The organism is Psychrobacter sp. ANT_H56B, from assembly GCF_008369245.1.
Classification (GTDB): Bacteria; Pseudomonadota; Gammaproteobacteria; order Pseudomonadales; family Moraxellaceae; genus Psychrobacter; species Psychrobacter cryohalolentis.
On sequence record NZ_VOBF01000002.1, the window covers coordinates 420,743 to 446,282 of the forward strand.

Below are 25,540 nucleotides of genomic sequence, written 5' to 3' on the forward strand. Positions count from 1 at the left end.
GCCAAGGCGGTACCATGAATAATAAATTAAGCACCTTTGCTCTCGCTACTAGTGTCCTATTGGCAGTAAGTGCCTGTCAACCAGCCAATGATAAGGTTGACGTGACTGCCACAGAAGATGCTGCATCGCAAAAGGCTGTACAAGAAAATACTGCAGCAGACCCGCATGCGGGTCATGATATGAGTGCAGGCACTATGGTCGCTGACGGCACACCAATGGCAGCTATGCTGAAAGATTACACTGACTCAATGACCAAGATGCATGAAGAGATGATGATTGGCATGGATTATAACGATCCAGATGCAGCATTTGCTCAAGGCATGTTTGCTCATCATGTTGGCGCGGTAGATATGGCAGAGATTGAATTAAAATACGGCACCGATACAGAGATGCGTAAACTGGCGCAAGAAATAATCGACGCCCAGCAGCCTGAGATTGAGCAGATGAAAACATGGCTCGCCAACAATCCTGATGCCAAAACGCCAACAGCGGATACCAAAGCCATGCAGCAAGCTTATGCTAAGGGTATGGATGCGATGCATGGTGACATGATGGCAGCCATTGCCGATCCAACACCAGATATGGCTTTTGCTCGTGGCATGTTACTTCATCATGTTGGGGCAGTCGATATGGCAGCAACGCAGCTTAAATATGGTAAAAATCCTGAGATGCGTAAGCTGGCGCAAGAAATCATCGATGCACAACAGCCAGAGATTGAGCAGATGCAAAGCTGGATTGCAGCAAATAAAAGTTAAATTTAACACCTAAACCTTAATATAATGTAGACCCTTTATTTACTAAGTATTTTGCAATTCGAAGTACAAAAAAGCAGCCTCTAAAGGCTGCTTTTTCGATGTCAGTAGCTCAAAAGGCTATGGTAAGAATGACTGCTTTTCACCACACTCACAGCATTTCGAACAGCGATCACATTTATCACAAGTTGATGCCGCGCTACAGCCGCACTTTGGGCAGGTACAGCCAGTATTATAGTGGATGGTCGGTATCAATGAGTGTACGCTATCTTTAGAAGTCATTTTCATAACAAATCCTCTTCCTTGATCGTTTATTCAGTCTGGCAATAATCGCTACCGCAATCAGTGGTTTTATTGTTAATACATTATAATAAATAGTGCCCGTTAACATAGGAGCTCTGCTGATAAAACGGTAGAGACAATGTTGTTAAAGTAACCACTAGATAAGTAACTATGACAAATATTGTAGTGGCTGATGTTAGAACACATAACTGGTTACGATTATCTAAAACCACGCTTAGTATATGACAGAAAAAAGGAGTATAAGTATTCTGGTTATTCCTTTTCTGGACCTAAGCTATGTATGTGGGCATACCGTATCGGTTATTAAATAAATTTATCGTTGTAATAAGCCTTATTGGTGTCGGTGTTGCCTTAATTGACAGTGGTTTTACATTGTCCGCATGGTTACAACAAGTATTTCACCTGTTTTATATGAGTATCATTTTACTCAGTTTTTTCACTACGTTAAGACGTTATATACGTCCAAAAATACGCCTGACGGTCAATAAAGTAGCTGTCTTTGATTTGCTGACCAGCATTGCCATTTTAATCTTGCTCGTCCTACATTTTACTGAATTGTTTCAATCGGGATTGTCTACGCCCGCTGATGGTTTTATTGCCATCAAGATTGCCGTACTAGTCACTTTCATCCGTGAAATATCAGATAATAATTTTAGTCTTAACCGAGCCTTTTTGAACCCCGGTCAATTTTTTATCTTAAGTTTTTTATCAGTGATACTGGTCGGATCATTATTGCTGATGATGCCAAATGCTACAAATCAACCCATCTCCTTTATAGATGCCTTATTTACCGCGACCAGCGCCGTCTGTGTGACGGGGCTCATCGTCGTCGATACCGCAACCCATTTCACTACCTTTGGGCAAGTGATTATCCTAGGTCTTATCCAAATTGGTGGTCTTGGCATCCTAACTTTCGTGACTTATTTTAGCTACTTCTTTAAGGGTGGTATCAGTTACGAGACCCAGCTTAGTATCAGTGAGATGACATATTCGCCACGTATGGGCGACATGGTAACAACCTTAAAGTCTATTTTATATGTCACCTTTGGTATTGAGGCATTGGCAGCAATACTGATTTATATAAGTGTTTATGATTTGGCAGGCATGAGCATATTTGAGCGTTTATTCTTCTCTATATTTCATGCCGTTTCGGCATTCTGTAATGCTGGATTCTCTACTTTTAGTGCGGGGTTATACGATGAATCACTGCGCTTTAATTATCCTTTACAGCTGATTATCAGTATTACCTTTTTATTTGGCGGTATGGGCTTTTTGATTGTCGTTAACTTGCTCCGTTATCTGCGTCACCGTATGCAAAGAGCGCTGTGTCGTGATGGACAGCGCTATGCCTACCAGCCGTGGCTGTTGAGTATCAATAGTCGGATCACTTTAATCACCTCTGGCGCTTTGCTGTTAGTAGGGCTGATTGGGGTGATGATGTTTGAATATCATGGTGTGTTGGCTGAGCACAGCAGTTGGTATGGCAAGCTGGTAGCAGGTCTTTTTACTGCTGCGACACCGCGAACCGCAGGCTTTAACAATATCGATATGAATGCCTTGGCTTTTCCAACCATCATGCTGACCATTTTTTTGATGTGGATTGGGGCATCTCCAAACTCTACTGGTGGTGGTATTAAAACCAGCACCTTTGCCATTGCTTTCCTAAATACGTTGAGTTTGGCACGTGGACAGACCAAAGTTGAAGTGTTCAAACGCGAAATTGCAGATAACTCGATTCGCCGTGCGTTTTCTGTTATGTGGCTGTCCTTGTTGGTCATTGGGCTGGGCGTGACTTTGATCAGTTATGATCAGCCTGAGCTTGATTTGATTAAAGTGATATTTGAGTGTTTTTCAGCTTATAGCACGGTGGGATTAAGCTTAAATCTGACCACGGAGCTGTCTACTTTTAGCAAGCTTGTGGTGTCATTCATTATGTTTGTTGGACGTGTCAGTATGCTGACGATTTTTATTGCCTTACTCAAAAATAGACATGAGCGTAACTACCGTTATCCAACGGAAGCGATTACTATTAACTAACCCGTCCCATCACTACCACTATAGTATAGAAGTGAGTGACAAGGAGTATTATGAAATTCATTATCGCAGGTTTGGGCAGTTTTGGCTCTTCGCTTGGTATGGCGCTGACCAGTCAAGGTCATGAGGTCATTGCTATCGATAGCAGTATGCAAAAGGTTGAAACCTATAAAGAAGTGATTACTCATACCATCTGTATGGATGCGACCGATGAATATACGGTCAATGGTCTACCGATTAAAGACACCGATATTGTCGTGGTAGCTATTGGTGAAGACCAAGGTGCCAATGTCATGGCGACAGCGCTTTTTAAAACGCTAAAAGCGCGACGTTTGATCAGTCGTAGTATCAATCCACTACACGAAAAAGTCCTACAAGCGATTGGGGTTGATGATATTTTTCATCCTGAGAAAGAGGCGGCAATGCGCTGGGCAAAACGGCTGTCCTTGCGTTATTTTGTAGACTCGTTCGAGTTAAGTGACAACTTTAGTATTGTCGAGATTAGTATTCCTACTGATTTGATAGGTAGAACCATCGGCGAGCTACAGCTTGAACACCGATTTAGTATCAAATTGCTCAGCACCATGCGTTATGAGCACTATGAAGACAGCTTCGGTCGTATGCAAACCAAACCAAATATACAAGGCTTGGCATCACCTGAACAAGTACTACAAGATAATGATGTACTGGTCATTTATGGTGCTAATGAACATATTAATAAGTTTTTACGTAGTGTTGGGGTTAAAGCCCGTTAAATAAGGAAAGAGGTCATGAGAAAATATCGAGTATCTATGCTATGTCTGACTGCCCTGATATTGTTTTCAGGCTGTGATCGGTCTATACAAGATCCAAATGTGATGTTTTCAGAGAAGCATAAGGACCCAATTCAAGAGCTGGAAAAAACGTCAAAAGAAACGGATCATAGCCAGTTTGGCTACAAACAAACGTTTTATGTGCCCATATATTCGGACATTTATACTGATAGAGACAATCGCAAAGTATTGCTTTCGGCAACACTCAGCGTGCGTAATACCACGTTAAAAAAATCATTGTATATTAATAAAATTGATTATTATGATACTGATGGTGCCTTAGTAAAGTCCTACTTAAGAGCTCCTATTGAGCTGCCAGCGATGGCAACTCTAAATTATATTGTCGAAAAAGAAGAGGATAAAGGGGGTTCTGGTGCCAACTTTATCATTGAAGTAGAAGGGGTGGACGACACCGTTACGCCTGTCATTGAGGCGGTCATGATTGGTAATTTTAGCAATAAAGGCTTTGCTTTTAGCACGGAGGGTACGCCTGTTGTGCATTGATAAATGTATGTCAGCAGATCGATTTTACCAAGCATCAAATAAAGTAAATTTGAAAAATTTGTGGTTACTATCAGATAGGCGAGCAGACAATGACGCAAACGTTGATTCACTACTTTTTTCATTTAGGCATGCCTTTGATCGTTGCGTATGTATTTTTCCGTAATGATTACAAAAAAGCCTATCTAATACTGCTGGTTACTATGCTGGTTGATTTGGATCATCTGCTAGCGACGCCCATATTCTCGCCTAATCGCTGTAGTATCAACTTCCATCCACTGCATACCTATTATGCAATGGCAGTATATGTGAGTATGTTACTGCTACCTAAGCCTTATAAAATCATTGGTTTGGGCTTATTATTACATATACTAACTGACCTAAACGACTGCGTCATGACGTATTCTCACATTCCCCAAGCGTTCGATAATGCGCCTGCTCGTGAACTGGTAATATGGTTAGCAGATAAGTTTAGATAGCATTTTTAAGCAGACAACCGCTCAGTTAAAAAATTAAGCAAGAGTGTCATTCTTTGAGGTAGATAACGACTGTGCGAATAAAATACCGATGGTGGTGTTATCTAAAAATCAAAGTTTAGATTTTATAATGCTTGAGAGGATGATAAAAAGGTCGGCTAGCCTTAATTAGCCGACCTTTTGGTGGTGTTAAACAGACTAACGACCGCTTTAAGATACCGCTAAATCACTAGCGTAAGCAAATAAAGCGGGCGCACCGCCAGTATGCCAAAACAACACACTGTCCGTTTTTTTGATTTTACCGGTACGAATCATATCGAGTAGTCCGCCCATCGCACGCCCTGTATAAACAGGATCTAATAATATTCCTTCCATTTGCGCGGTCATGGCAATGGCTTCATTTTCTAATGCACCAATCACTCCATAACCGTCTCCCACATAATCAGAATTAAGCACTAAATCTGACTCTGAGAAGGTGTAATCTTCCCCAATCAATGCAGCCGTGCTATTGGCGAGGGAGATAATATACTGATCAAACGGCACCGTATCGGTTTCACCTTTATCAATATTGATACCTACTATCTGATAGGGTGAATCAAAGATTTTATTACCCAGCATCAAGCCCGCTTGTGTCCCGCCGGAGCTGGAGGCAAAAACGATATGCGTGAATGAGATATCCCTCTCTTGACGTTGTAATTCAAGCTCTTTAAACGCTTCAACAAAGGCAAAAGCACCGAGCTCGCTTGAGCCGCCATAAGGGACAATATAGGGTTTCTTACCTTCTTTTTTGAGTTGTTCTACGATATCAGGAATGTCTTCTCCTTTACGGTTGCTGCCTGCCCAGTGGATATGGCAGCCAAAAATCTTATCCAGTAAAAGATTGCCTTGCAACTGTTCTGGTTCTTGTCCACCCAAAACCAGATGGCATTCAAGTCCCAAACTGGCTGCGGCAGCTGCGGTCTGGCGACAATGGTTTGACTGCGCGGCACCTGCTGTCACGATTGTATCCGCACCTTTAGCAAGGGCGTCCCCGATAATAAACTCAAGCTTTCTGGTTTTATTACCGCCCAATGCCAGTCCCGTATTGTCATCGCGTTTTATATAAATTTTAGGACTATTGAGTGCTTTGCTTAATCTGGTCAGCTTAATCAACGGCGTTGGGAAAAACCCTAAAGGTTGCCGATTCATACTCGGCAGGCTTGGTATAGATTTATTTTGCATCATTCATCCTCTCTGATATAAGGCAATTTATAGATATTTTTAAACAATATCTGAACGATCATAATGATTTGATTCATGCAGACTGTCTATCATTATAGGATATCAATAAAAATGATTTGTTCTTTGCTAGCTACTGCTATTTACTTTTATATGAGTATAAAAGCGACTTGGTAAAGGCTGGGGCAGCCCACTAGTTTGACTTAAAAAAATGGTGGTCATACATAGAGTATAACCACCACCGGAGAAGTATATCGAGAACAGAGTCGTTGAAATCTAAATAGCTGGCTTAAATTTTCTACGGTAGATACTACGTATGACTGGCATGAATACCATCAAAATAGCCAACAACCATAGCACTACTGTGATAGGGCTGCTCCATAAGATACTAAGCTCGCCTTGAGAGATAGACAGGGCACGTCTTAAGTTAGACTCCATGAGCTCACCCAATACATAGCCCAAAATAAGCGCTGATAAGGGGAAGTTTAGTTTACGTAAAAAGTAACCAAATACACCAAGTGCCACCATAAATACCAAGTCAAAGGTCGTGCTATGGATAGAATATACGCCAACGAAACTGACCGCAGCAATGGCTGGTATCAGGATGTAGTTCGGCACATCAAGCAGTTTAGCGAACAGACCCACCAAAGGGATGTTCATGATTAGTAAAATCACGTTACAGATAAATAATGAGGCAATCAGACCCCAGACAATATCAGGCTGCTCAGTAAATAACTGCGGACCCGGCGTAATATTATATAACGTCAATGCGCCCATCATGACTGCTGTCGTACCAGAACCTGGCACACCTAGCGTCAACATTGGCACAAATGAGCCACAAGCTGAGGCATTATTTGCCGCTTCTGGCGAAGCAACACCGCGAAGATCACCATCACCAAAAGTACCGGTATCACCAGCGATTTTACGTTCACTGGCATAAGTCATGGCACTGGCAATCGTTGCGCCTGCACCTGGTAAGATACCAACGACAAAGCCCATGAGACCACTGCGTAGCATGGCTCCAAAAGCAAAAGTAAACTCTTTAAAGTTTAAGAGACTGCGTTTACCTTGTTCAATAACCTTATGACCTGTCGTGGTTTTTTCGAGCAAGATTAAAATTTCACTCACACTAAAGAAACCAATAACAATGGTAGTAAATTGGATACCATCAGATAGGTTGACCGAATCAAAAGTAAAGCGATAAATACCGGTAACTGCATCGACACCAACGGTTGCTAGACCAAGACCAATTAATGCGGCAATACCCGTCTTAACTGGCTGATCACCTACCAAACCACTGAGGCAGGTAATAGCAAATACCATCAGTACAAAGTATTCAGCAGGTCCAAATGAGATTGCCCATTTGGCTAATAATGGCGCAAATAGCACCACGCCGATTGTCGCGATAGTGGCACCAACGAAAGAGCTGACAGCAGATAAAGACAGTGCAATCCCAGCCTTGCCTTGTTTTGCCAATGGATAGCCATCTAAAGTCGTCATAATGGCGCCGGCATCACCGGGTACGTTAATGAGAATGGCAGAAATACGACCACCATATTCACAACCAAGATACACGGCTGCAAGCAGAATGAGCGCACTCTCAGGCGGTAAACCAAGCGCAAAAGCAAATGGCAGTAATATCGCTACACCATTAATCGGGCCAAGACCCGGCAACATGCCAACAATCGTACCTAAAAAAGCCCCGATTAGTGCAAGAAGTAAGTTTTTTGGGGTAGATGCAACGGCAAAGCCATGCATCAAAAAATCAAAAGTATCCATATTGGCTATCCTATTATCCCTGACAACAATCCGAGTGGTAATTTGACATCTAAAAACAGGTCAAATAAGACATATAAGCCAATACTGATTAACACTGAAAAGATAAAACTCTTTAGAGGATTACCTGCAAACAGTAAACCTACGGCGAAAGACATCAGAATAGTGGCAAGAATAAAGCCCAATACTTCAAAAATGAGACCATAGACCAATAAGGTAAGCGCACATAAAATAAGATTACGGATGATTGTTTTGTTTAAACCCAATTCAATCGCTTTAGTAAAACTGGCGGGACGAAAAGCAACGACTAAGCAGCCAAAGGCAAGCAGTGAAAAGATTAAAATAGGGTAAGGACGAGGACCAATTGGGTCATAAGCAATAGGGGCAACATAACCAATGGCTAGGTATATTAAGAATATACTGACCAGTGCCATCAGCCCGGAAAACAAACGTTCCATTGTCATAAGGAGCATTCCTTGAATTTTGGGGGCAAAAGGCTGACAGATAGAAATCCTGCCAGCCCTTTGAGAAATACCAAAACATTTGATATTCAATTGCTAAAGGTTATTAAATCTTAACGTAACTATTTGGTTGGTGCTGCTTCAACAAGACCATATTCAGCAGATAACTCACGTAGTTCGCCCGTACGCTTATAGACGTAGGCTTGTAGCTCATCGCCAGTCATAGAGAAAGGCAGCAATTCTTGTTGCTCACGTATTTCAGCGAATTTCGGATCAACAAGCATCTTATCGAAAGCCTCTTTCCACCAGTTATAAGCACTAGGGCTTACGTCTGGACCCATGTAGTAACCACGAACGACTGGCCACGTCACATCATAACCTTGCTCTTTCGCAGTAGGAATATCGGTCATCGTGCCGCCCAATCTTTCATCTGCAAATACCGCTAATACACGTAATTTACCTGCATTGGCTTGCGGCATAATCTCAGCAATACCAGCACTGACAACAGTAATATGATTGCCCATCACTGCTGTGATCGCCTCGCCGCCGCCTTCCATCGCAACATAAGTCATGTCACTAGGCTTAACACCAACGGCTTTAGCTAAAATAGCGGTTTGCATCCAATCTTGACCACCAACACTACCGCCAGCACCAAAGCTGATCGCTTTTGGATCTTTTTTGAGTTCAGTAACTAACCCAGCTAGATCTTTGATAGGAGAGTCTGCATTGACTGCAATAGCGCCATAATCAGTACCAACACCAGCTAGCCATTTCACGTCTTTTTCAGTGAATTTACCAAATTTACCTTGTGATAAATTAAGAATAGAGCCAGTAGAGAAGGCAATAATAGCATCGCCATTGTCCCGGTCATTTGCAACGATTTTGTTATAAGCAACAGCACCGACGCCGCCTGGCATATAGGTGACACGCATAGGATCTTTTAAGATACCAGTATCTCTTAAGCCAGCTTGAGCAAGCTTACAAGTCAAGTCAAAACCGCCACCTGGTTTGGCAGGCGCAATACATTCTGGACGTGAAGGGGCAGTGAGCTCAGTTGAGCCATCTGCGGCAGTCGCATCTGTACTGGCAGTTTCGTTTGCATTGTTACAAGCGGTCAAAGATAGGATAGACAGGCCAAGAGCCAGATAGGATAGTTTTTTCACACGACACTCCTTGTGTGTATTTTTACAATAAAAATTCAATAGAATTTTGGCCAAAATATAAAGTTATTACAGGTGAAGTGAAGACTCGATTAACGAGATGACTAAACTTCGTAACAGTAGAGATTTATCACTTGCCAAAAGTAACAGAATATTTTAAAAATAACAAGAAACATATGTATGTATATATGAATTTTATAGTAATATATTAAATTGAAGGCGACATAATATCTCCTGTTATAGCAATATGCAGGATGAATAAATGATATGAATACCTTCGAAAGGAAATATTTAATTTAACTAAAACAGATAGATAGGAAAATTTAGTGATGGCGGAGATGATTTAGATGTATCAAAAATCACGTTGATATCAATACCATTACGAGGCTAAAACAACGATTTAAGAAGTTATGAATTTAGTGAGAAAAATAGATATATTGGGATCAAAATATAGCAAGCAGGTGTAAAAATATTAAAAAATCACGGTATATTTTGCCTATGAGCCGTTAAAATATCAGCTGGATAAGTAAAATTGCGAGTATTCCAATACCAATATCTAAGGGCACTGCTTTGAATAATAGCGCATTAAAAAGCTTGTCTTTGTTTATAACGACTTGAGAAGCGCCTAACATCAGACTACCTCCTGATGAGAAAGGCGAGAGTGATGAGCTTTGCGCCCCCACAACAATACAGGTAAATAGTAATAAAGGGCTTAGTCCAGAGGCAACGGCTAGGGGCAGGACCATAGGGAATAAAGTAGGGGCGACGACCCCGAGAGTACTAGCAAATATCGACATAATGGCGCTAATAACGAAGACTAAAATCGGTATCATCCAGATAGGTACATTGGTACTTAGCCATTCTGTCAGCTCGTAAATAACGCCTATTTCTACTCCGAGGCTGATTAACATACCGACACCACAAATCATAATGAGGGTATTCCAAGGTATTAAAGCAATCACTGCTTTTTCATCGCCTAATTTTAAAAATAAGCTCACTAAAGCAAAAAATATGGCGATAAAACCAATGTCAATCCGAGCGTTCAAAAACTGAATCGCTGATACTTGTGGCATGAGTAAATTTAAAATGGGCATGATAAGTACAATAGCCATCATAATAAAAATCAGTATAAGAGACTGTTTTTGCTTACTGTTAAAGGGTTCTGGTATGGTCGTCTGAATCGCTATTTTGCTATTTTTAGCATTGATAAAGCTATAAGCACCCAATACAATCATAGGCATTACAAAAGTAACAGCGAATATCCCTAACACATAAGTAAAGGTATTATCATTTGCGACGCCTGCGCCGCGCATCAGCTCTCTAAAAATAACACCGCTTTGTGAAGTGATAAAGTTAGCACCAGCTAAGGCACCATAGTTCACTGATAAAGTAGCAATGACAAGATTCAAGTTAGTGCGTTTAGACAACAGCAGGATCATCGGTGCCATCGTCGCTAAGACGGTGTAATAACCAGCCCCTAAGCCTGCAATAATCGTGGCCACAAGGAAAATGACTAAAGGTAGGAATGCGGGAAAGTGACGGCACTTATAGATTAAATGATTGGATAGCTTTTCTAAAGCACCGTTAGCTAGGGGAAAGTTATAGAAAAGAGTCACCGCAAAAATAACAAAGAAAATTTTGAGAGGCCATAGCTCAACAATTTCATGTGCCTTCATCCCCATACCGAAACAACCGATTAGATATGAAAATGCAATAGCAAATAGGCCAATATTAATCTTAGTGGTATAGCCCAAAATGATACATATCACGATGGCGGCTAGAATATAAAGAGTCACGACTACTCCTTGACCTTAACTGTATGAATTCTATAAAAAACCATAGCAGTTTTTACAGAGTAAAGAGTATTACGCTAATATTGACACAGGGTTTTCTGGACTAGAAGAGCTTATAAATCTTCAAAGTGCATTTGTTTGAATAGAATGATAGCAAAAAAGTTGGCGTTAATTAGGAAAGATTAATCATAAAAATATAATAATGCTTTAATATTAATGTGATACCTATCGAATGCGCTGAAAGCTTAAGAGAAGTTGATCAGGGATAACGTAGTTTTACAGCAATAGCAGTGCTTGACGAGATTGAAACAGTTAATAAAAACCTTTCCACTGTGGTGAAAAAAATGCTAAATAATTTCAAAGAATTTAAGATGCCACGTTATGAGCAAGTGCGATGGCATATACAGACGTTACTGACAGAGAGTAAATGGGATGAAAACACACCCTTACCTACGGAGCAGGAGTTTGCAGATAAGTATGAAGTATCTGTAGGAACCGTCCGTAAAGCGGTCGAAAAATTGGTAGAAGATGGGGTGTTAATAAAGCAGCAAGGCAAAGGCACCTTCTTAAAACGTCCAGATTTTGCAAGCTCATTACTGAGGTTTTTTAAGTTTCGTGATAAAGATGCTCGCTATATCACGCCGACGGGCATAATTAAAAAAATCATGGTTATAGACGGTATTGATGACATTAATAAAAAACTAAATATAGGTAAAAACAAAGCGCTCATTTATATAGAGCGTACGCGTATGGTTGAAGATAGAGTCTTGTTAAGTGAAAAGATTTGGTTACCTAAGAGTCGCTTCCAAGCTTTTGCAACCTTAAATCCTGAAGATTTCGAGAATCTTCTCTATCCTTTTTACTATACCAAGTGTGGTCAATTTGTGTCATCTGCTGTAGAGACGCTGTATTTTATAACCGATCACAGCGACGATTATTTGGGCAATACTAAGCAAGAAAACTTAGTTAAGGTATGCCGCATTGCGAAGAATCTAGAAGGCGATCCTATCGAATATAGAGAATCCTATGGGCTGGCAGAGAAGTTCAGCTATGAAATCAATATTATTTAGGCGTTTATTAAACCTATATCGATAATTAAGTGACCGTTTGAGATAAACAGATTAAAAGACAGTACCTTTAGGAAATACTAAAAGTACTGTCTTTTTTGCATATATTTTTCTGTTTTATTAATTACCCTGTATTGCGTAGACCTGCTGCCAAGGCATTAATACTACGGATTAATGGATCTTCAACGTCGAGATCACCATTATTAGTATCGCTTGTAGCGTCTTTTTGTCTGGCACGCTTCAATAGCTCAATTTGGATATAGTTGGTTGGATCTAAATACGCATTCCGCCATTCAAGGGAAGCGGCAAGATTCTGCTGATGCTCTAATAACGACTCTTGGTTAAGCAAGGAGTTTAAACCTGAATAGGTCAGCTCGTGCTCATCCGTCACCGCTGTCATAATCTGTTCACGTAATATCTCATCGTCACATAATTGGCTATAAGCATGAGCAATACTCATATCAGACTTGGTAAACGCCATTTCAATATTGCTAATAAACACGTTAAAAAATGGCCAGCAGTCAATCATTTCTTTCATTAGTGCTTCATCATCGATGACGCTATGCAATGCACTGCCGACACCATACCAAGCGGGCAGTGTAAAGCGCGCTAATGACCAACCAAATACCCAAGGAATTGCGCGCAAAGTCGTCTTACTTGGTAAGCCTTTATTACGATGGGCTGGGCGTGAGCCAATATTTAATAAAGAGATTTCTGCCACTGGCGTCGCTTGGGAGTAGAACTGATAAAACCCTTCAGTATGATCCGTTAGCTTGCGATAACGCTGCTCACCTGCATCTGCTAAACGCGCAAAGAGCGCTTCATAATGTGGCAGTTCAGGCGGTTGCACCACGAATCTTGAGGAGCAAGCTTTAAGCGTGCCAGTGATGCCCATGGTTAGCTCAAATACAGCGGTATCAGTGTTGGCATATTTGGCATAAAGGACTTCGCCTTGCTCGGTTACTTTAATTTGCCCATGTAGTGTACCAGCGGGCTGAGCAGCAATCGCTTTATGCGTTGAGCCACCACCACGACTCACAGAGCCACCACGACCATGAAATAAGCGGGTTTTGATGCCATATTCTTCTGCGATACGGTTAATGGTCTGCTGTGCGCTATAAAGCTGCCATGCAGAAGTAATGATGCCTCCGTCTTTTGATGAATCGGAATAACCCAGCATGATTTCTTGGGTATTATCTGAATGCTGCAACAACCCTCGATACAGCGGATTATCTAAAACCGCAGGCAGGATCTGATCGATATTTTTAAGATCTTCGATGGTCTCAAATAACGGTGCTACGGGCAAGTCGGCAGACAGTCGCCCTTCGTCATCCACTCTACATAAGCCTGCAAAGCGCATGAGTAGCAATACTTCTAATAATTGACTGGCGTTATTGGTCATGGAGATAACATAACTGCCAAAAGTATCTTGCCCAACCAGTTTGCGTAAAGTCGCTACTGAGTGCATCAAGGCCAATTGTTCACGGGTTTTATCCGTTAAATTATCGGTATAAATGAGCGGTGTGCCTGGTTTCTCAAGCAGGCGCGTTAGCCATTCTTGGCGCTCGGTTTCATTGAGGCTTTGATAGTCAGGCAAGTTAGAAGCATTGGCAAAAATATCGGCAATCACTTCGCTATGATAAGACGACTCTTGGCGAATATCGAGCGCTGCCAAATGGAAGCCACAGGTTTTGACCAAACGTATTATATCGAGTAATAAGCCTTCGCCATGTGCAGTATCATGAGTATTCACACTTTGACGGATGATGCGTAAGTCTTCTAATAGTTCTTGTGGATTGGCGTAGGCATCTTTTTTAGCCTCAGTATCATTCCCTTTGCTTTGGATTAGAAGATTGGTGGCTTTGACTTTATTTAGGATTAAGGAGAGGAATCTGCGATAAGGTTCATTGCCGTAATCATCAAGATTGTAATCAAAGACTCGTCTGTCGAGCTCACTATAACTTTCAATCTTGGCATACACATCAGGTTCGATAGTAACAATCGTATCACTATGAATAAGCTGACGACGTAGTTTCTTGAGCAACACTTGATAGTGACGCAATACAGTATCTGCATGCATCAATACGGCCATTTCTGTAGTGTCATGAGTGACAAAGGGATTGCCATCTCTGTCGCCACCAATCCAAGAGCCAAAGCTTATGAAAGCAGGTAGAGGGTAGTCTGTTAGCTCAGGATAGATATCAATAATAGCGTTTTTAATATTACGATAAACCTTGGGAATGGCGTTGAATAGACTGGCATTGAAATAATGCAGACCATTATTTATTTCGTCATAGACCAAAGGCTTACGCGTCCGCACTTCATCAGACGACCATAGCAGATCAATCGATTGCGCAGTTTTTTCTCTGGCTTGCTCGTAGGCAAAACTATTTTGTGCAACGTTATTTAAGGCATCGCTATGAGTGAATAAACCTTGTAATAAGTTCATCGTTGTACGTCGACGCGCTTCAGTAGGATGGGCGGTAAATACAGGGATGAATTTTAGTTGCTCAATGAGCTCTTGCATCTGTGCTGGCTCAATATTGCGCTCACGACACTCTAGTAAAGTACGGCGAAACGATCCTTCCCAGCTCTGCTCTGATTGCATACGTAATGCATGGCGCTCTTCACGTAGATAATTCTCTTCACTTAGATTGGCTAAGAAAAAATAGATAGAGAAGCTGCGGATGACATTTTTTAAGGCTTGATTGTCCAAAGAGGCAATAAAATCGATGAGCTTCTGCTTATGAGCTTCATTAGGCTCACGGCGCTGTTGAATAAAACCTTTGCGTAGCGTTTCAATCGTATGCAGCGTTTGTTCACCAGTCTGGCGAGAAATCGCATCCCCTAGGAAGGAACCTAATAAGCTGATGCGTTCACGTAATATGTCATTATCTATTATCATCCTTGACCTTCTCCTTAAATTAATTAAAAAATAGTGAAGCAGCAAATCTGTAATTTTGTATAAAGAAAAATACTGCTTAATATAATGTTTAGTAATGAGCAGTGAACAGGACTAATATTCGCTTTTATCAGAGACTTAGTGTTTTTGATAAAAGCGAATCAGCACAGTAATGAGGCGATAAAGGCTGGCAAGCTATCTTCTAAAGTGTAGCATGGGTGACTTCGCATATTAAAGAAGTTAGCGGATTAAGTTAACGGCAATGCCGAGGCGGTTAAAAGCGTGTGAGATTGAAAGTTATAGGATAGGTCAGAAATATGGGCAAAATTATTGGAATACCTTTTATACGTGAATTGGTAGCGTTTGCTAAAAAAGATATATAATTATGATATCTAAAATATAGGCACTGAAAACATGAATATCGAAAGCGACACCGCCAATCAAATCGCCAATCAAGTAGAAATAATCTATGAAGATGAATTTCTGGTGGCGATTAATAAAGAGGCTGGGCTGTTGGTGCATCGCAGTTGGCTGGATAAAGGCGAGACACGCTTTGCCATGCAGCTCACCCGTGATGCGGTAGGTTGCCATGTCTTTCCGGTGCATAGGTTAGACAAGCCGACGTCAGGCGTATTGTTGTTTGCCAAGAGCTCAGCCGTGGCGCGCAGCCTTACGGAGGCTTTCACTGAACACAAAGTGACCAAGCAATATTTAGCTGTGGTGCGCGGCTATATGTCAGAACAAGGCAGCGTTGATTATGCATTGAGCTTTCAGCCCGATGCTATTGCCGATAAGTTTGCTAATTTAGATAAACCTGCTCAAGAGGCGGTAACCCATTGGCAAAGTTTGGCACAAATTGAGTTGCCATTTGCGGTGTCAAAAAAGCATGACACTAGCCGCTATAGTCTAATGCGCTTAACCCCCGAGACCGGACGTAAGCATCAACTGCGTCGGCATATGAGACATTTATTCCATCATATCGTGGGTGATACCAGCCACGGCGACGGACGGCACAATCGATTTTTTCGTACTCAATATGGTTGCGCGCGCATGCTACTGCATGCTCAGAGTTTAGCGCTCAGCCATCCGGTCACTGGTGAGCCGTTATTGCTAAAAGCGGGACTAGACGATCAATGGATGCGCATTTTGGAAGAGTTTGCTTGGGTAGAGAGCGCTAAAGTTTAAGCATCGTAAAGTTTAGGGTTTATCTCCAAAAGTCATATCAAAGAAGTCGACATACAGGTCCTAGTGTAGTTAGCGGGTTTTAAAATAATAAAGACAGAACATACGGGTGCTGCAACCAAGGGTTCAGGTTTAGGTTCATAGTGAGGACTTGAACTGACACTTGCTGTCAAATTCGTAGACATTAACTTGGAAAACATCAACTTGGAAAATCACCATTTCAAAAATGCTCATTTGCAGTAATAACTTCACCAGTTTTTTCAATCCCTTAACTCAAATCGCTATTTGGACTGTTTCCAAATAATCGTTTATATTCTCGGCTAAATTGGCTGGGGCTTTCATAGCCTACTTGCATGGCAATCTGTGATATTTGAAAGTCATTGGTTATGATCAGACGCCTCGCTTCCATTAATCGTAATTTTTTTTGATACTGTAGCGGACTCAACTGTGTAATCTCTTTAAAGTGTTGGTGAAAACCTGAGATACTCATACCACATCGGCTCGCCAAGTCTCCAATCACCACAGGTTCGTCTAAATGCGCTTTTAGCCAATCGGTTGCTTGTGCAATACGGTGAGTATGACTGCCGTTGATAACCAGTTGTCGCAACTTATTCCCTTGTTGTGCCGAGAGCATGCGATAATAAATTTCTTGCTGTATTAAAGAAGATAAAAAATCAGTATCATTTGGACAATCAAGTAAGTTTACCAATCGCTCAAACGCTTGCATTATAGCGTCATCTAATTGCCATTTTATTCCCAAATAACCTTCTTTTACTGGTTGTTGAGGCGGTATTCTAGCGAGTACTTCTTGAATCATCACAAGATTTAATTTCATTGATAAAACGATGACAGGATGGTCTGACGAAGCATGCTTAATATGCATACTTAAAGGAATATCGACAGGGCAAAACATCAGGCTGCTATTGTCAAATTTTTGGCAATCTTTTCCTAAGTAAATCTCGCGCTCGCCTTGTAGGACGATACAGATGCTAGGCTCTTGAATATAGCTGACGGTTTTACTTGGTCTGTCAGCACAATAGAAGAATAAGTTTGGAATAGTAGATTCGATGGTTTTATTTTTGGGTAATAGTTTAAGTAACTGCTCAATGGTTTTTGTCTGCATGATGTTTTTCTTATTTTTAGGTTTGCTTGATAATATAAATATTTGGATAATTAGGCAAGAGTTTCGTAGGACTGTTCTAACGAATTGTTGGTTGCGCATCTATAATAATCCTATCACGACGCATCAAGTCTGATTTTAATCATATTCAATAAATCTAAATAAGGAACGCATAATGAAAATATTTTATAAAACTCGTGCTACAGCAACTGGTGGTCGTTCTGGACATACAGGTCTTGACGATGGTTCGCTCGGTTTTGATTTGGTATCCTTTCAAGAAAAAGATAAAGAGGGTGTGAATCCAGAACAGCTGTTTGCGATGGGTTACGCTGCGTGTTTTGATAGTGCCCTGAACATGACAGCACAACAAATGAAACTACCCATAACCGCTTCGAAAACATCTGCCCAAGTTGGTATTGGTATGAAAGCTGATAATAGCTATAACTTAGATATAGAGCTGTCTGTCGAAGTATCTGGTATTGATGAAGCCCAAGCACAAACTCTAATCGAGACGGCTCATCAAGTTTGCCCATACTCTAATGCCACTCGTGGCAATGTTGATGTGCGCTTGCATGTTACCCTTGTTTAAATAGTGTTTGTCATTAAAAGCCAATAACTATAAAAAATCACACAATAATAATAAAATTTAAAATTGCTTGGCTACCTAGAGTAGCCAAGCAATTTTTTATGGTACTAAGCAATATAAATACTGCAATATAAATACTAAAATTCTTACACAAGCTCCAGTTTATTGTCTTCCGCTGACTAAGTTACAATGGCTATCAGCGAATGATAAATCGACTGTATAAGCACTGGGCACATAAGCTGCCAATTGCTTTTAGCTCAGATTAAACTGTTTATGGGCGTCTGCTAGATATATGGTACTGACACTCAAAAGGCAGATAATGACTTTTGATGAAGTAGCGTAGACCAGTAAGGTTAGTAACTAAGGTAAGTAATGATATAATGCCCCGACAATCGATATGTTATAAAGGGTTTACCTTATGGCTCGTACAGCTAGCGCATTACACATTTTAGTAAAAGACAAAGAACAAGCTGAAGATATCCTTGCTAAGCTTAAAAAAGGCAACATGTTTGATGTGTTGGCTAAGAAATACTCAATCTGTCCATCAGCTAAAAAAGGCGGTAGCTTAGGTGAGTTTAAACAAGGCGATATGGTACCGCCATTTGATAAAATCTGCTTCAGCGGCGAACTCCTCACTCCACACTTGGTGAAAACCAAATTTGGCTGGCATGTGGTTAAAGTGCTTTACAGAACGTAAGGGTTAGATTCTGAGCTTCGATTGATATCAATCTAGGATTTTCCGGTCCATTCCATATTTTACCGATAAAAAAAGCCTCAGTCGTTAGACTGGGGCTTTCTAAATATTTGGTAGGCATAAGCAGACTTGAATTGCTGACAACACCCTATATCGTTCAAGATAGATCAACTAAATATCATAATACGACGATATCTTATATGTATTGATTTTATTAGCCTATAGAGTCAATTCTATAGGCTGCTTTTTTATGTGGCATCGATATTGTAGATGGTTATGGATCATAAGGTTAAAGTGATAACGCTGTTTACTTTTCACCACACTCACAGCATTTCGAACACCTATCTCATTTATCACAAGTTGATGCCGCGCTGCAGCCACACTTCGGGCAGTTACAACTAGCGCTATAACGTATCGCTGGTATCAATGAGTTCACTCTATCTTTAGAAGTCACTTTCATGATAAGTCTTCGTCTTTGATGACTCATTCAGTCTGTCTGTCACTACTCACTAATTAAGACAACAATACCGCAATCAGTGGCTTTATTATTGGATGCATCACAATAGATAGTGCTCTTGAACATAGGTCACACATAGCTCATAAAAAGCTTGAGCGGGCGGGGAAATAGATTTGTCAGCCAGTTTAAAGATACCGATTTGTCTGTTTAAAGAAGGGTCAAGTAAGTTTATCCAAACCAGCTCGGGCTCATTAGAAGGAAAGGCAAGTTTCGGTAGAGTGGTGATACCAAGATCGTTTCTTAACAATGAGAACAGTGAGGTGATATTTTCTACCGTATAGCGAGCCTTGCGGTTGAGCACTTCTGCAGGTGTGTTCTCAAGTAATCGACAGGTGCCATTATAAATAAAAGGCTCTGCCATGAGTTGTTGCCATTTTAGCCCTTGAGAGTGACGCGATTCATGATTCAGCGCATTACTTTTAAGACAAACCACACCGATAGGGTCTGATATAAGTGGGGTAAAATCAATATCTGTTTGATTGATACTCGTACAATTACCTAATGCCAAATCCACCTCGCCCGTGAGCAGCCGGTTTGCAACGCCAACCGCGTTATCATCTATCAAAACAATTTCAATATCAGGATATTTCTTTGAATAGGCGACCAATACACTAGGCAGTAGCTTAGTCACCAGTGATGGTACGCTAGCAATTCTTATCTTCCCTTTATCGCCTGCTGCGGTCGCTCTTAAGTCCTCTTCAAATGCTTGGTAAACACTGATGAACTGCTGAATCTTTGGCAAGCAACTTTCCCCAAACGGCGTCAATGTTGCTTTATTGCCACTTTCGAATAAACGCTGATCCAGTGTTTTTTCCAGCTCCTTTATAGAGGCGGATAATGCGGCCTGTGTTCTATTGGCGCGGTTGGCTGCCACACGAAAACCCCCTTCTTCTACCACAAACAAAAAATGTCGTAACTGTTGTAGTTTCATAATCGTTAGTGCCTTTGTGCTTGCTGCCGTTGATCAGAAGCTATCTATTAAATATGATAGATTAAATCTATCATATTTAATATTTAATTAGTTAGATTTGTCATTATTTATTGCGTAGGATAATCAATAACACAGAAATTGCCAAACCATTCATTCAAAGGATATGACGATATGACGACTCCCTCAACCAAACAAGCGGTTCAGACTTCACTTTATGCCTCAAAAGCACCTCTTGAATGGGCAGTCACGAGTAATGGCACATTATACACCGCGCAAATTCCTATTGATGAAAACGGTGATGTGGTCGCAGGTGGTATCGAAGCTCAAACTCGGCAAACCCTTGATAATTTAAAGCATACTTTAGAATGTGCCAATGTAGGCATGGACTCAGTCTTACAGGTACTCATTTATGTTACTGATCGTGAATATCTAAAAACGGTCAATCAAGTCTATGCGGAATATTTTACAGCACCCTATCCAAATCGTGCGGCTTTAGTGATAGCAGGACTTGCTCGTGAAGAGATGTTGGTTGAGCTAGTCGTATACGCGAACGTACCATAATTTTTCCACTATATTTATACAGCTCTTCAAATCATTTTATCCATTTGAATTTTAATAAACTGAGGACGCCACTATGTCAGCTCAAAACACACAAAAAGTATTACAGCAAGACCCACAGCAATCCCTTTATATCAATGGTGAATGGCAAGCGGGTAGCGATACCATTGCTAATATTAACCCCTCTGATATCAGCGAAACTATCGGCGAGTTCGCCCAAGCCAGTAGCGATCAAGTCAAAGACGCTATTGCTGCTGCCCGCCAAGCGCAGCCAAAGTGGGAAGCAACGCCGTTAGAGAAGAAACAATCTATTTTGCAGGCGATTGGCGATGAGATGATTGCCCGTTGCGATGAATTAGGTACTTTATTGTCACGTGAAGAAGGCAAGCCATTTCTTGAGGGTCGTGGTGAGATTTATCGTGCGGGTCAGTTCTTCCATTATTATGCCGCTGAGGTGTTGCGTCAAATGGGCGATACTGCGGATTCAGTACGTCCAGGGGTTAAAGTGGAAGTAACGCGTGAGGCAGTCGGTGTCGTCGCTATTATCTCTCCTTGGAACTTCCCAACCGCAACCGCTGTGTGGAAAATAGCCCCAGCCTTAGCATTTGGCAATAGCGTCATTTGGAAGCCTGCTAATTTAACACCAGCCAGTGCGGTAGCCTTAGCTGAAATCATTCATCGTCAAGGGTTGCCTGAAGGCACGTTTAACTTGGTATTGGGTGGCGGCTCATCAGTTGGTGATGCACTCATTAATTCAAAAGATATTGATGCAGTTAGCTTCACAGGTTCTGTGCCAACCGGTCGTAAAGTTGCTGCGGCAACCGCGCCAAACTTTGTCCGTTGCCAGCTTGAGATGGGCAGTAAGAATGCCTTGGTTATCGCTGATGATGCCGATTTACAAGTCGCGATTGATGCGGCGGTTGCTGGTGCGTTTGGCGGTTCAGGACAAAAATGTACAGCATCTTCACGCTTGATTGTCATGGATGGTATTCATGATGCTTTCGTCGATGGTGTCATCGCAAAAATGAAAACTCTAAAAGTTGGTCATGCGCTTGATGACGGTATCTTTATGGGTCCTGTGGTTGATGATAAGCAACTTGCATCCAACCTAGACTGGATTGAAAAGGCCAAGCAAGCCGGTGCCAATTTAGCCTTTGGTGGCGAGCGTTTAGATATGCCGCATGATGGTTATTATATGTCGCCTACCTTGTTTACTGAGACCGATAACAGCTGGGATATCAATCAAGAAGAAGTATTCGCGCCACTAGCTTGTGTAATGCGCGTCAAAAATTTGGAAGAAGCGATTGCGATGACCAATGATACCCGCTTTGGTCTAACCGGCGGCATCATCACCCAAAGCTTGCGTAATAGTTCAATGTTCAAAGAGCAAGTACAAGCAGGTTGCGTCATGGTCAATCTAGCCACTGCTGGTACGGACTATCATGTGCCTTTCGGTGGTCGTAAAGAGTCTAGCTTTGGCCCGCGTGAACAAGGTCAGTACGCTAAAGAGTTTTATACTATTGTTAAAACGGCTTATCAAAAGGCTTATTAAAAGTCAGTTAATGACAGGTGCTAATAGTGATGTGTGGCTGGTAAAGATTCTCCTGCCACAATGCATTCGTAAAAGTATAAAAGGAATTAACCATGTATCAAGACCATATCGTCATTGACGGCTTACAGTATAGCCATTGGGATCGTGACTATTTCAAAATGCTGCAAGCCAGCGGTATCAATGCGGTACATGCCACCTTGGTTTATCACGAGGATTCGCGGCAGACAATGACACGCTTTGCAGAATGGCATGCCCGCTTTGAGCAAAACTCAGATCTTATCTTACCGGTGTATTCAGTCACTGATATTGAGAGGGCAAAGCAGCAAGGTAAAGTCGGTATCCTTTTTGGCGCGCAAAATTGTTCACCGATTGATGATGAAATTGGTCTTATCAGCGTGATGCGCCGCTTAGGACTACTGATCATGCAGCTGACATATAACAACCAAAGCCTACTAGCAACCGGTTGTTATGAGAAGAATGACAGTGGCATTACGCGCTTTGGTCAGCAGGCGATAGCAGAGATGAATCGAGTTGGGATGATTATCGATATGTCGCATAGCGCAGAGCGTTCAACGCTTGAAGCGATCGAGTATTCTACGCGCCCGATATGTATCAGTCATGCCAATCCAACGGCTGCACACGATGCGCTGCGTAATAAATCTGATACCGTTATTAGTGCCTTAACCAAAGCGGGCGGGCTGTTAGGTTTTAGCCTATATCCGTTTCATCTGCCGAATGGTAGTGATTGTACGCTCAATGATTTTTGCAGCATGGTTGCTGATTGTGCTGATAAATATGGGGTTGAGCATTTAGCCATTGGTAGTGATTTGTGCCTGAACCAACCACAAGCGGTACTTGAATGGATGCGCAATGGACGCTGGTCAAAGGCAATGGATTATGGCGAAGGTAATGCCAACAATTCAGGTTGGCCGGATACTTTGCCATGGTTTGCAGGCAAAGATGGTATGGAGAATATTTATAACGGTCTACTAAAACATGGTTTCAATGATGCTGATGCTGGAAAAGTCATTGGACAAAACTGGTTTGATTTTCTTGAGAGTGGCATTAAGCCTCTAGTATAAATGCTAGGCACCTAGGTATAGTTGATCCACTTTTAAAAGAGTACGGAACTACTGGGGTTCATTATTCGCAGCCTCTGTCTGCGTAGGCACAGCAAGCAAGAAAAATTAACCCCAGTAGTGATTGATAATATTTGTATTTCTTTTATTAAGGACTGACTATAGCTTTCTAGAAGACTGGCTAAAACTCAAAGTAACAAGCATTAAAGTCAATCATTAAAGTATAGATGGGTAAGACGGTTTAGATAAAACGCCAATTTAAATGACGCAACATTATCATATGGAATCACATCATGGCTGATTTAAAAGGATTTAACAGTAAGCGACATGAGCAAGGACGCTCTCACAAAACCGATAAGATAGCAGATGCTTTAGCGCATGCAGACAATCCATTAGATACTTTAGGGCTAAAAAACCCAGCATTTTGGTACAGTGGCGGCTTTATTATTGCCTTTGTTCTTATGGCCATCTTTGCCGAAGAGCGTTTGGCAAAACTCATCAATATCGGATTTTCTTGGTCGGCAACGGTCTTTGGTCCTTTTTGGCAAATCTTATTGTTAGCGACCTTTGTGATTGCACTAGCAGTCGGCGCAGGTCGCACGGGGCGCGTCATTTTAGGTAATCTAGCGAAGCCTGAGATGGACGGTTTTAAATGGATGGCGATTTTATTTTGTACGCTGCTCGCTGGCGGCGGCGTCTTTTGGGCAGCCGCTGAACCTATCGCTCATTTCGTTAGCGCACCGCCTGTCTATGCTGAAACCGCTGATATTCAACAACGCGCTTTCAATGCGCTATCTCAATCCTTTATGCATTGGGGATTTTTAGCTTGGTCTATAGTCGGTAGCTTGACGGCTATTGTGGTCATGCATCTGCATTATGATAAAGGCTTGCCGCTTAAACCGCGTACGCTTTTATACCCTATGTTTGGTGAGCGCGTGCTGACAGGTCATACGGGAGCAATTATTGACGCTTGCTGTATTGTCGCGGTTGCTGCCGGTACGATCGGTCCTATTGGATTTTTGGGTTTACAAACCAGCTATGCATTAAATACGCTGTTTGGTATTCCTGATACCTTTACTACCCAACTTATCATTATCATCTTTGCTATTGCACTTTATACACTCTCAGCCATCAGTGGTCTTGCTCGAGGTATGCAGCTGCTCAGTCGCTTTAATGTCATATTGGCCTTTGGTCTGATGGTCTTTATTTTGATGTTTGGTCCTAGCAAATTTATTGTTAATGGGTATATTCAAGGTGTTGGTACCATGGTGCAAAACTTTATCCCGATGGCAACCTATCGTGGTGATGAAGCTTGGCTTGGTGGTTGGACGGTTTTCTTTTGGGGTTGGTTTTTGGGTTATGGCCCGATGATGGCGATATTTATCGCTCGTATCTCACGCGGTCGCACGATTCGTGAATTGATTACGACCGTGTGCATTTTGGCACCATTGGTTACCTGCTTTTGGTTCACAGTCATCGGCGGTTCGGGTCTTGCATTTGAGATTGCCAATCCTGGTAGTGTAAGTACAGCATTTGAAGGCTTTAATCTTCCTGGAGCACTGCTTGCCATCACTCAGCAGCTGCCATTTCCTTTGATTACTTCCTTATTGTTTATCATTCTAACTATGGTTTTCATTGTTACTACTGGTGATTCGATGACCTATACCATCAGTGTGGTTATCAGTGGCGAGAGAGAGCCAAACGCTATGATTCGCACCTTTTGGGGCGTGATGATGGGGGTGACGGCGATTGTTCTTATCTCGCTTGGTGCAGGCGGCGTGACAGCGTTGCAGTCCTTTATTGTCATTACGGCAGTGCCTGTATCCTTTGTTTTGCTGCCATCATTATGGAATGGACCAAAAATTGCCCAGCAAATGGCACGGGATCAGGATCTTTATCGCCCTAATAGCGTGGAAACTGCTCATCAACTCATCGAAGAGCAACTTGTCGAAAAAAATGAAAAAATCGACTAGGTAGTGCTTTGTTATAAATAATCATTTATTTGCGTATAAAAGCCGTAAATCCAAAGTATTAAAGGTATTAAAAGGTGGTTGGTTTAACACATT

The 25,540-nt window shown here is 41.7% G+C and carries 22 protein-coding genes; 13 read left to right on the forward strand and 9 right to left on the reverse strand.

Going from position 1 to position 25,540, the window contains the following annotated elements; all coding sequences use genetic code 11:
* Positions 1-14 precede the first annotated feature (14 nt).
* Positions 15-755: a DUF305 domain-containing protein gene (locus FQ082_RS04495; RefSeq protein ID WP_149492191.1), complete on the forward strand. Its 741-nt coding sequence runs from the start codon at positions 15-17 to the stop codon at positions 753-755.
* A gap of 117 nt (positions 756-872) precedes the next feature.
* Here FQ082_RS04495 and FQ082_RS12985 read toward each other — a convergent pair whose 3' ends face one another.
* Positions 873-1,040 (reverse strand): hypothetical protein, encoded by a 168-nt coding sequence (locus tag FQ082_RS12985; RefSeq protein WP_188018903.1) that lies wholly within the window; start codon positions 1,038-1,040, stop codon positions 873-875.
* Positions 1,041-1,331: 291 nt separating this feature from the next.
* Here FQ082_RS12985 and FQ082_RS04500 point away from each other — a divergent pair, with 291 nt between their 5' ends.
* The 4 genes from FQ082_RS04500 (at position 1,332) to FQ082_RS04515 (ending at position 4,881) form a co-directional block, all read left to right on the forward strand.
* A complete protein-coding gene (locus tag FQ082_RS04500; protein WP_149492192.1) occupies positions 1,332-3,092 on the forward strand; it encodes a TrkH family potassium uptake protein in 1,761 nt (586 codons plus the stop codon).
* A gap of 50 nt (positions 3,093-3,142) precedes the next feature.
* A complete protein-coding gene (locus FQ082_RS04505) occupies positions 3,143-3,844 on the forward strand; it encodes a potassium channel family protein (RefSeq protein WP_149492193.1) in 702 nt (233 codons plus the stop codon).
* A 15-nt stretch (positions 3,845-3,859) separates the two neighbouring features.
* Entirely contained in the window at positions 3,860-4,405 is a 546-nt protein-coding gene (locus FQ082_RS04510; RefSeq protein ID WP_149409190.1) for a DUF3124 domain-containing protein, read from the forward strand.
* Positions 4,406-4,494: 89 nt separating this feature from the next.
* Positions 4,495-4,881, forward strand: a complete 387-nt coding sequence (locus FQ082_RS04515) for a DUF6122 family protein (RefSeq protein ID WP_149492194.1) — start codon at positions 4,495-4,497, stop codon at positions 4,879-4,881.
* Positions 4,882-5,088: 207 nt separating this feature from the next.
* Here the strand turns inward: FQ082_RS04515 and FQ082_RS04520 are convergent, their stop codons facing one another.
* The 5 genes from FQ082_RS04520 to FQ082_RS04540 form a co-directional block, all read right to left on the reverse strand.
* The gene (locus tag FQ082_RS04520) at positions 5,089-6,099 is read right to left on the reverse strand and encodes a D-cysteine desulfhydrase family protein (RefSeq protein ID WP_149492195.1); all 1,011 of its coding nucleotides are present in this window, start codon (positions 6,097-6,099) and stop codon (positions 5,089-5,091) included.
* A 273-nt stretch (positions 6,100-6,372) separates the two neighbouring features.
* The gene (locus FQ082_RS04525; protein ID WP_020443969.1) at positions 6,373-7,875 is read right to left on the reverse strand and encodes a tripartite tricarboxylate transporter permease; all 1,503 of its coding nucleotides are present in this window, start codon (positions 7,873-7,875) and stop codon (positions 6,373-6,375) included.
* Positions 7,876-7,880: 5 nt separating this feature from the next.
* Positions 7,881-8,336, reverse strand: coding sequence for a tripartite tricarboxylate transporter TctB family protein (locus FQ082_RS04530; RefSeq protein ID WP_133105027.1), 456 nt, complete (start codon positions 8,334-8,336; stop codon positions 7,881-7,883).
* A gap of 119 nt (positions 8,337-8,455) precedes the next feature.
* Positions 8,456-9,496: a Bug family tripartite tricarboxylate transporter substrate binding protein gene (locus tag FQ082_RS04535; RefSeq protein WP_149492196.1), complete on the reverse strand. Its 1,041-nt coding sequence runs from the start codon at positions 9,494-9,496 to the stop codon at positions 8,456-8,458.
* Between the two features lie 503 nt (positions 9,497-9,999).
* Complete coding sequence (locus FQ082_RS04540; protein ID WP_149492197.1) at positions 10,000-11,289, reverse strand: SLC13 family permease; 1,290 nt, start codon at positions 11,287-11,289, stop codon at positions 10,000-10,002.
* Positions 11,290-11,630: 341 nt separating this feature from the next.
* Between FQ082_RS04540 and FQ082_RS04545 the strand changes: the two genes are divergently transcribed.
* Positions 11,631-12,356, forward strand: a complete 726-nt coding sequence (locus FQ082_RS04545; RefSeq protein WP_149492198.1) for a GntR family transcriptional regulator — start codon at positions 11,631-11,633, stop codon at positions 12,354-12,356.
* Between the two features lie 121 nt (positions 12,357-12,477).
* On the opposite strand, the gene ppc is transcribed toward FQ082_RS04545, so the two are convergent.
* Positions 12,478-15,258, reverse strand: a complete 2,781-nt coding sequence (gene ppc / locus FQ082_RS04550; protein WP_149492199.1) for a phosphoenolpyruvate carboxylase — start codon at positions 15,256-15,258, stop codon at positions 12,478-12,480.
* Between the two features lie 411 nt (positions 15,259-15,669).
* Between ppc and truC the strand changes: the two genes are divergently transcribed.
* Positions 15,670-16,440 carry a tRNA pseudouridine(65) synthase TruC gene (truC, locus tag FQ082_RS04555; protein WP_149492200.1) on the forward strand — a complete coding sequence of 257 codons (771 nt, stop codon included), beginning with the start codon at positions 15,670-15,672 and terminating at the stop codon, positions 16,438-16,440.
* A 265-nt stretch (positions 16,441-16,705) separates the two neighbouring features.
* Here truC and FQ082_RS04560 read toward each other — a convergent pair whose 3' ends face one another.
* Positions 16,706-17,560: an AraC family transcriptional regulator gene (locus tag FQ082_RS04560; RefSeq protein ID WP_149492201.1), complete on the reverse strand. Its 855-nt coding sequence runs from the start codon at positions 17,558-17,560 to the stop codon at positions 16,706-16,708.
* A 172-nt stretch (positions 17,561-17,732) separates the two neighbouring features.
* Here FQ082_RS04560 and FQ082_RS04565 point away from each other — a divergent pair, with 172 nt between their 5' ends.
* Positions 17,733-18,146 carry an organic hydroperoxide resistance protein gene (locus FQ082_RS04565; RefSeq protein ID WP_149492202.1) on the forward strand — a complete coding sequence of 138 codons (414 nt, stop codon included), beginning with the start codon at positions 17,733-17,735 and terminating at the stop codon, positions 18,144-18,146.
* A 415-nt stretch (positions 18,147-18,561) separates the two neighbouring features.
* Entirely contained in the window at positions 18,562-18,840 is a 279-nt protein-coding gene (locus FQ082_RS04570; RefSeq protein ID WP_149492203.1) for a peptidylprolyl isomerase, read from the forward strand.
* A gap of 554 nt (positions 18,841-19,394) precedes the next feature.
* Here the strand turns inward: FQ082_RS04570 and FQ082_RS04575 are convergent.
* Entirely contained in the window at positions 19,395-20,285 is an 891-nt protein-coding gene (locus FQ082_RS04575) for a LysR family transcriptional regulator (protein ID WP_011514137.1), read from the reverse strand.
* A 171-nt stretch (positions 20,286-20,456) separates the two neighbouring features.
* Between FQ082_RS04575 and FQ082_RS04580 the strand changes: the two genes are divergently transcribed.
* The 4 genes from FQ082_RS04580 (at position 20,457) to FQ082_RS04595 (ending at position 25,447) form a co-directional block, all read left to right on the forward strand.
* Positions 20,457-20,846 carry a RidA family protein gene (locus FQ082_RS04580; protein WP_011514136.1) on the forward strand — a complete coding sequence of 130 codons (390 nt, stop codon included), beginning with the start codon at positions 20,457-20,459 and terminating at the stop codon, positions 20,844-20,846.
* 73 nt (positions 20,847-20,919) lie between these two features.
* Complete coding sequence (locus FQ082_RS04585) at positions 20,920-22,395, forward strand: aldehyde dehydrogenase family protein (RefSeq protein WP_149492204.1); 1,476 nt, start codon at positions 20,920-20,922, stop codon at positions 22,393-22,395.
* Between the two features lie 92 nt (positions 22,396-22,487).
* Positions 22,488-23,477 (forward strand): membrane dipeptidase, encoded by a 990-nt coding sequence (locus FQ082_RS04590; protein WP_149492205.1) that lies wholly within the window; start codon positions 22,488-22,490, stop codon positions 23,475-23,477.
* A gap of 290 nt (positions 23,478-23,767) precedes the next feature.
* Positions 23,768-25,447, forward strand: a complete 1,680-nt coding sequence (locus tag FQ082_RS04595; protein ID WP_149492206.1) for a BCCT family transporter — start codon at positions 23,768-23,770, stop codon at positions 25,445-25,447.
* Positions 25,448-25,540 lie beyond the last annotated feature (93 nt).

What these genes read in the sequence shown, in the direction of transcription:
- FQ082_RS04495 (WP_149492191.1), top strand. Translation starts at nt 15, where the DNA reads ATGAATAATAAATTAAGCACCTTTGCTCTCGCTACTAGTGTCCTATTG.
- FQ082_RS12985 (WP_188018903.1), bottom strand. Translation starts at nt 1,040, where the DNA reads ATGAAAATGACTTCTAAAGATAGCGTACACTCATTGATACCGACCATC.
- FQ082_RS04500 (WP_149492192.1), top strand. Translation starts at nt 1,332, where the DNA reads ATGTATGTGGGCATACCGTATCGGTTATTAAATAAATTTATCGTTGTA.
- FQ082_RS04505 (WP_149492193.1), top strand. Translation starts at nt 3,143, where the DNA reads ATGAAATTCATTATCGCAGGTTTGGGCAGTTTTGGCTCTTCGCTTGGT.
- FQ082_RS04510 (WP_149409190.1), top strand. Translation starts at nt 3,860, where the DNA reads ATGAGAAAATATCGAGTATCTATGCTATGTCTGACTGCCCTGATATTG.
- FQ082_RS04515 (WP_149492194.1), top strand. Translation starts at nt 4,495, where the DNA reads ATGACGCAAACGTTGATTCACTACTTTTTTCATTTAGGCATGCCTTTG.
- FQ082_RS04520 (WP_149492195.1), bottom strand. Translation starts at nt 6,099, where the DNA reads ATGCAAAATAAATCTATACCAAGCCTGCCGAGTATGAATCGGCAACCT.
- FQ082_RS04525 (WP_020443969.1), bottom strand. Translation starts at nt 7,875, where the DNA reads ATGGATACTTTTGATTTTTTGATGCATGGCTTTGCCGTTGCATCTACC.
- FQ082_RS04530 (WP_133105027.1), bottom strand. Translation starts at nt 8,336, where the DNA reads ATGACAATGGAACGTTTGTTTTCCGGGCTGATGGCACTGGTCAGTATA.
- FQ082_RS04545 (WP_149492198.1), top strand. Translation starts at nt 11,631, where the DNA reads ATGCTAAATAATTTCAAAGAATTTAAGATGCCACGTTATGAGCAAGTG.
- ppc (WP_149492199.1), bottom strand. Translation starts at nt 15,258, where the DNA reads ATGATAATAGATAATGACATATTACGTGAACGCATCAGCTTATTAGGT.
- truC (WP_149492200.1), top strand. Translation starts at nt 15,670, where the DNA reads ATGAATATCGAAAGCGACACCGCCAATCAAATCGCCAATCAAGTAGAA.
- FQ082_RS04560 (WP_149492201.1), bottom strand. Translation starts at nt 17,560, where the DNA reads ATGCAGACAAAAACCATTGAGCAGTTACTTAAACTATTACCCAAAAAT.
- FQ082_RS04565 (WP_149492202.1), top strand. Translation starts at nt 17,733, where the DNA reads ATGAAAATATTTTATAAAACTCGTGCTACAGCAACTGGTGGTCGTTCT.
- FQ082_RS04570 (WP_149492203.1), top strand. Translation starts at nt 18,562, where the DNA reads ATGGCTCGTACAGCTAGCGCATTACACATTTTAGTAAAAGACAAAGAA.
- FQ082_RS04575 (WP_011514137.1), bottom strand. Translation starts at nt 20,285, where the DNA reads ATGAAACTACAACAGTTACGACATTTTTTGTTTGTGGTAGAAGAAGGG.
- FQ082_RS04580 (WP_011514136.1), top strand. Translation starts at nt 20,457, where the DNA reads ATGACGACTCCCTCAACCAAACAAGCGGTTCAGACTTCACTTTATGCC.
- FQ082_RS04585 (WP_149492204.1), top strand. Translation starts at nt 20,920, where the DNA reads ATGTCAGCTCAAAACACACAAAAAGTATTACAGCAAGACCCACAGCAA.
- FQ082_RS04590 (WP_149492205.1), top strand. Translation starts at nt 22,488, where the DNA reads ATGTATCAAGACCATATCGTCATTGACGGCTTACAGTATAGCCATTGG.
- FQ082_RS04595 (WP_149492206.1), top strand. Translation starts at nt 23,768, where the DNA reads ATGGCTGATTTAAAAGGATTTAACAGTAAGCGACATGAGCAAGGACGC.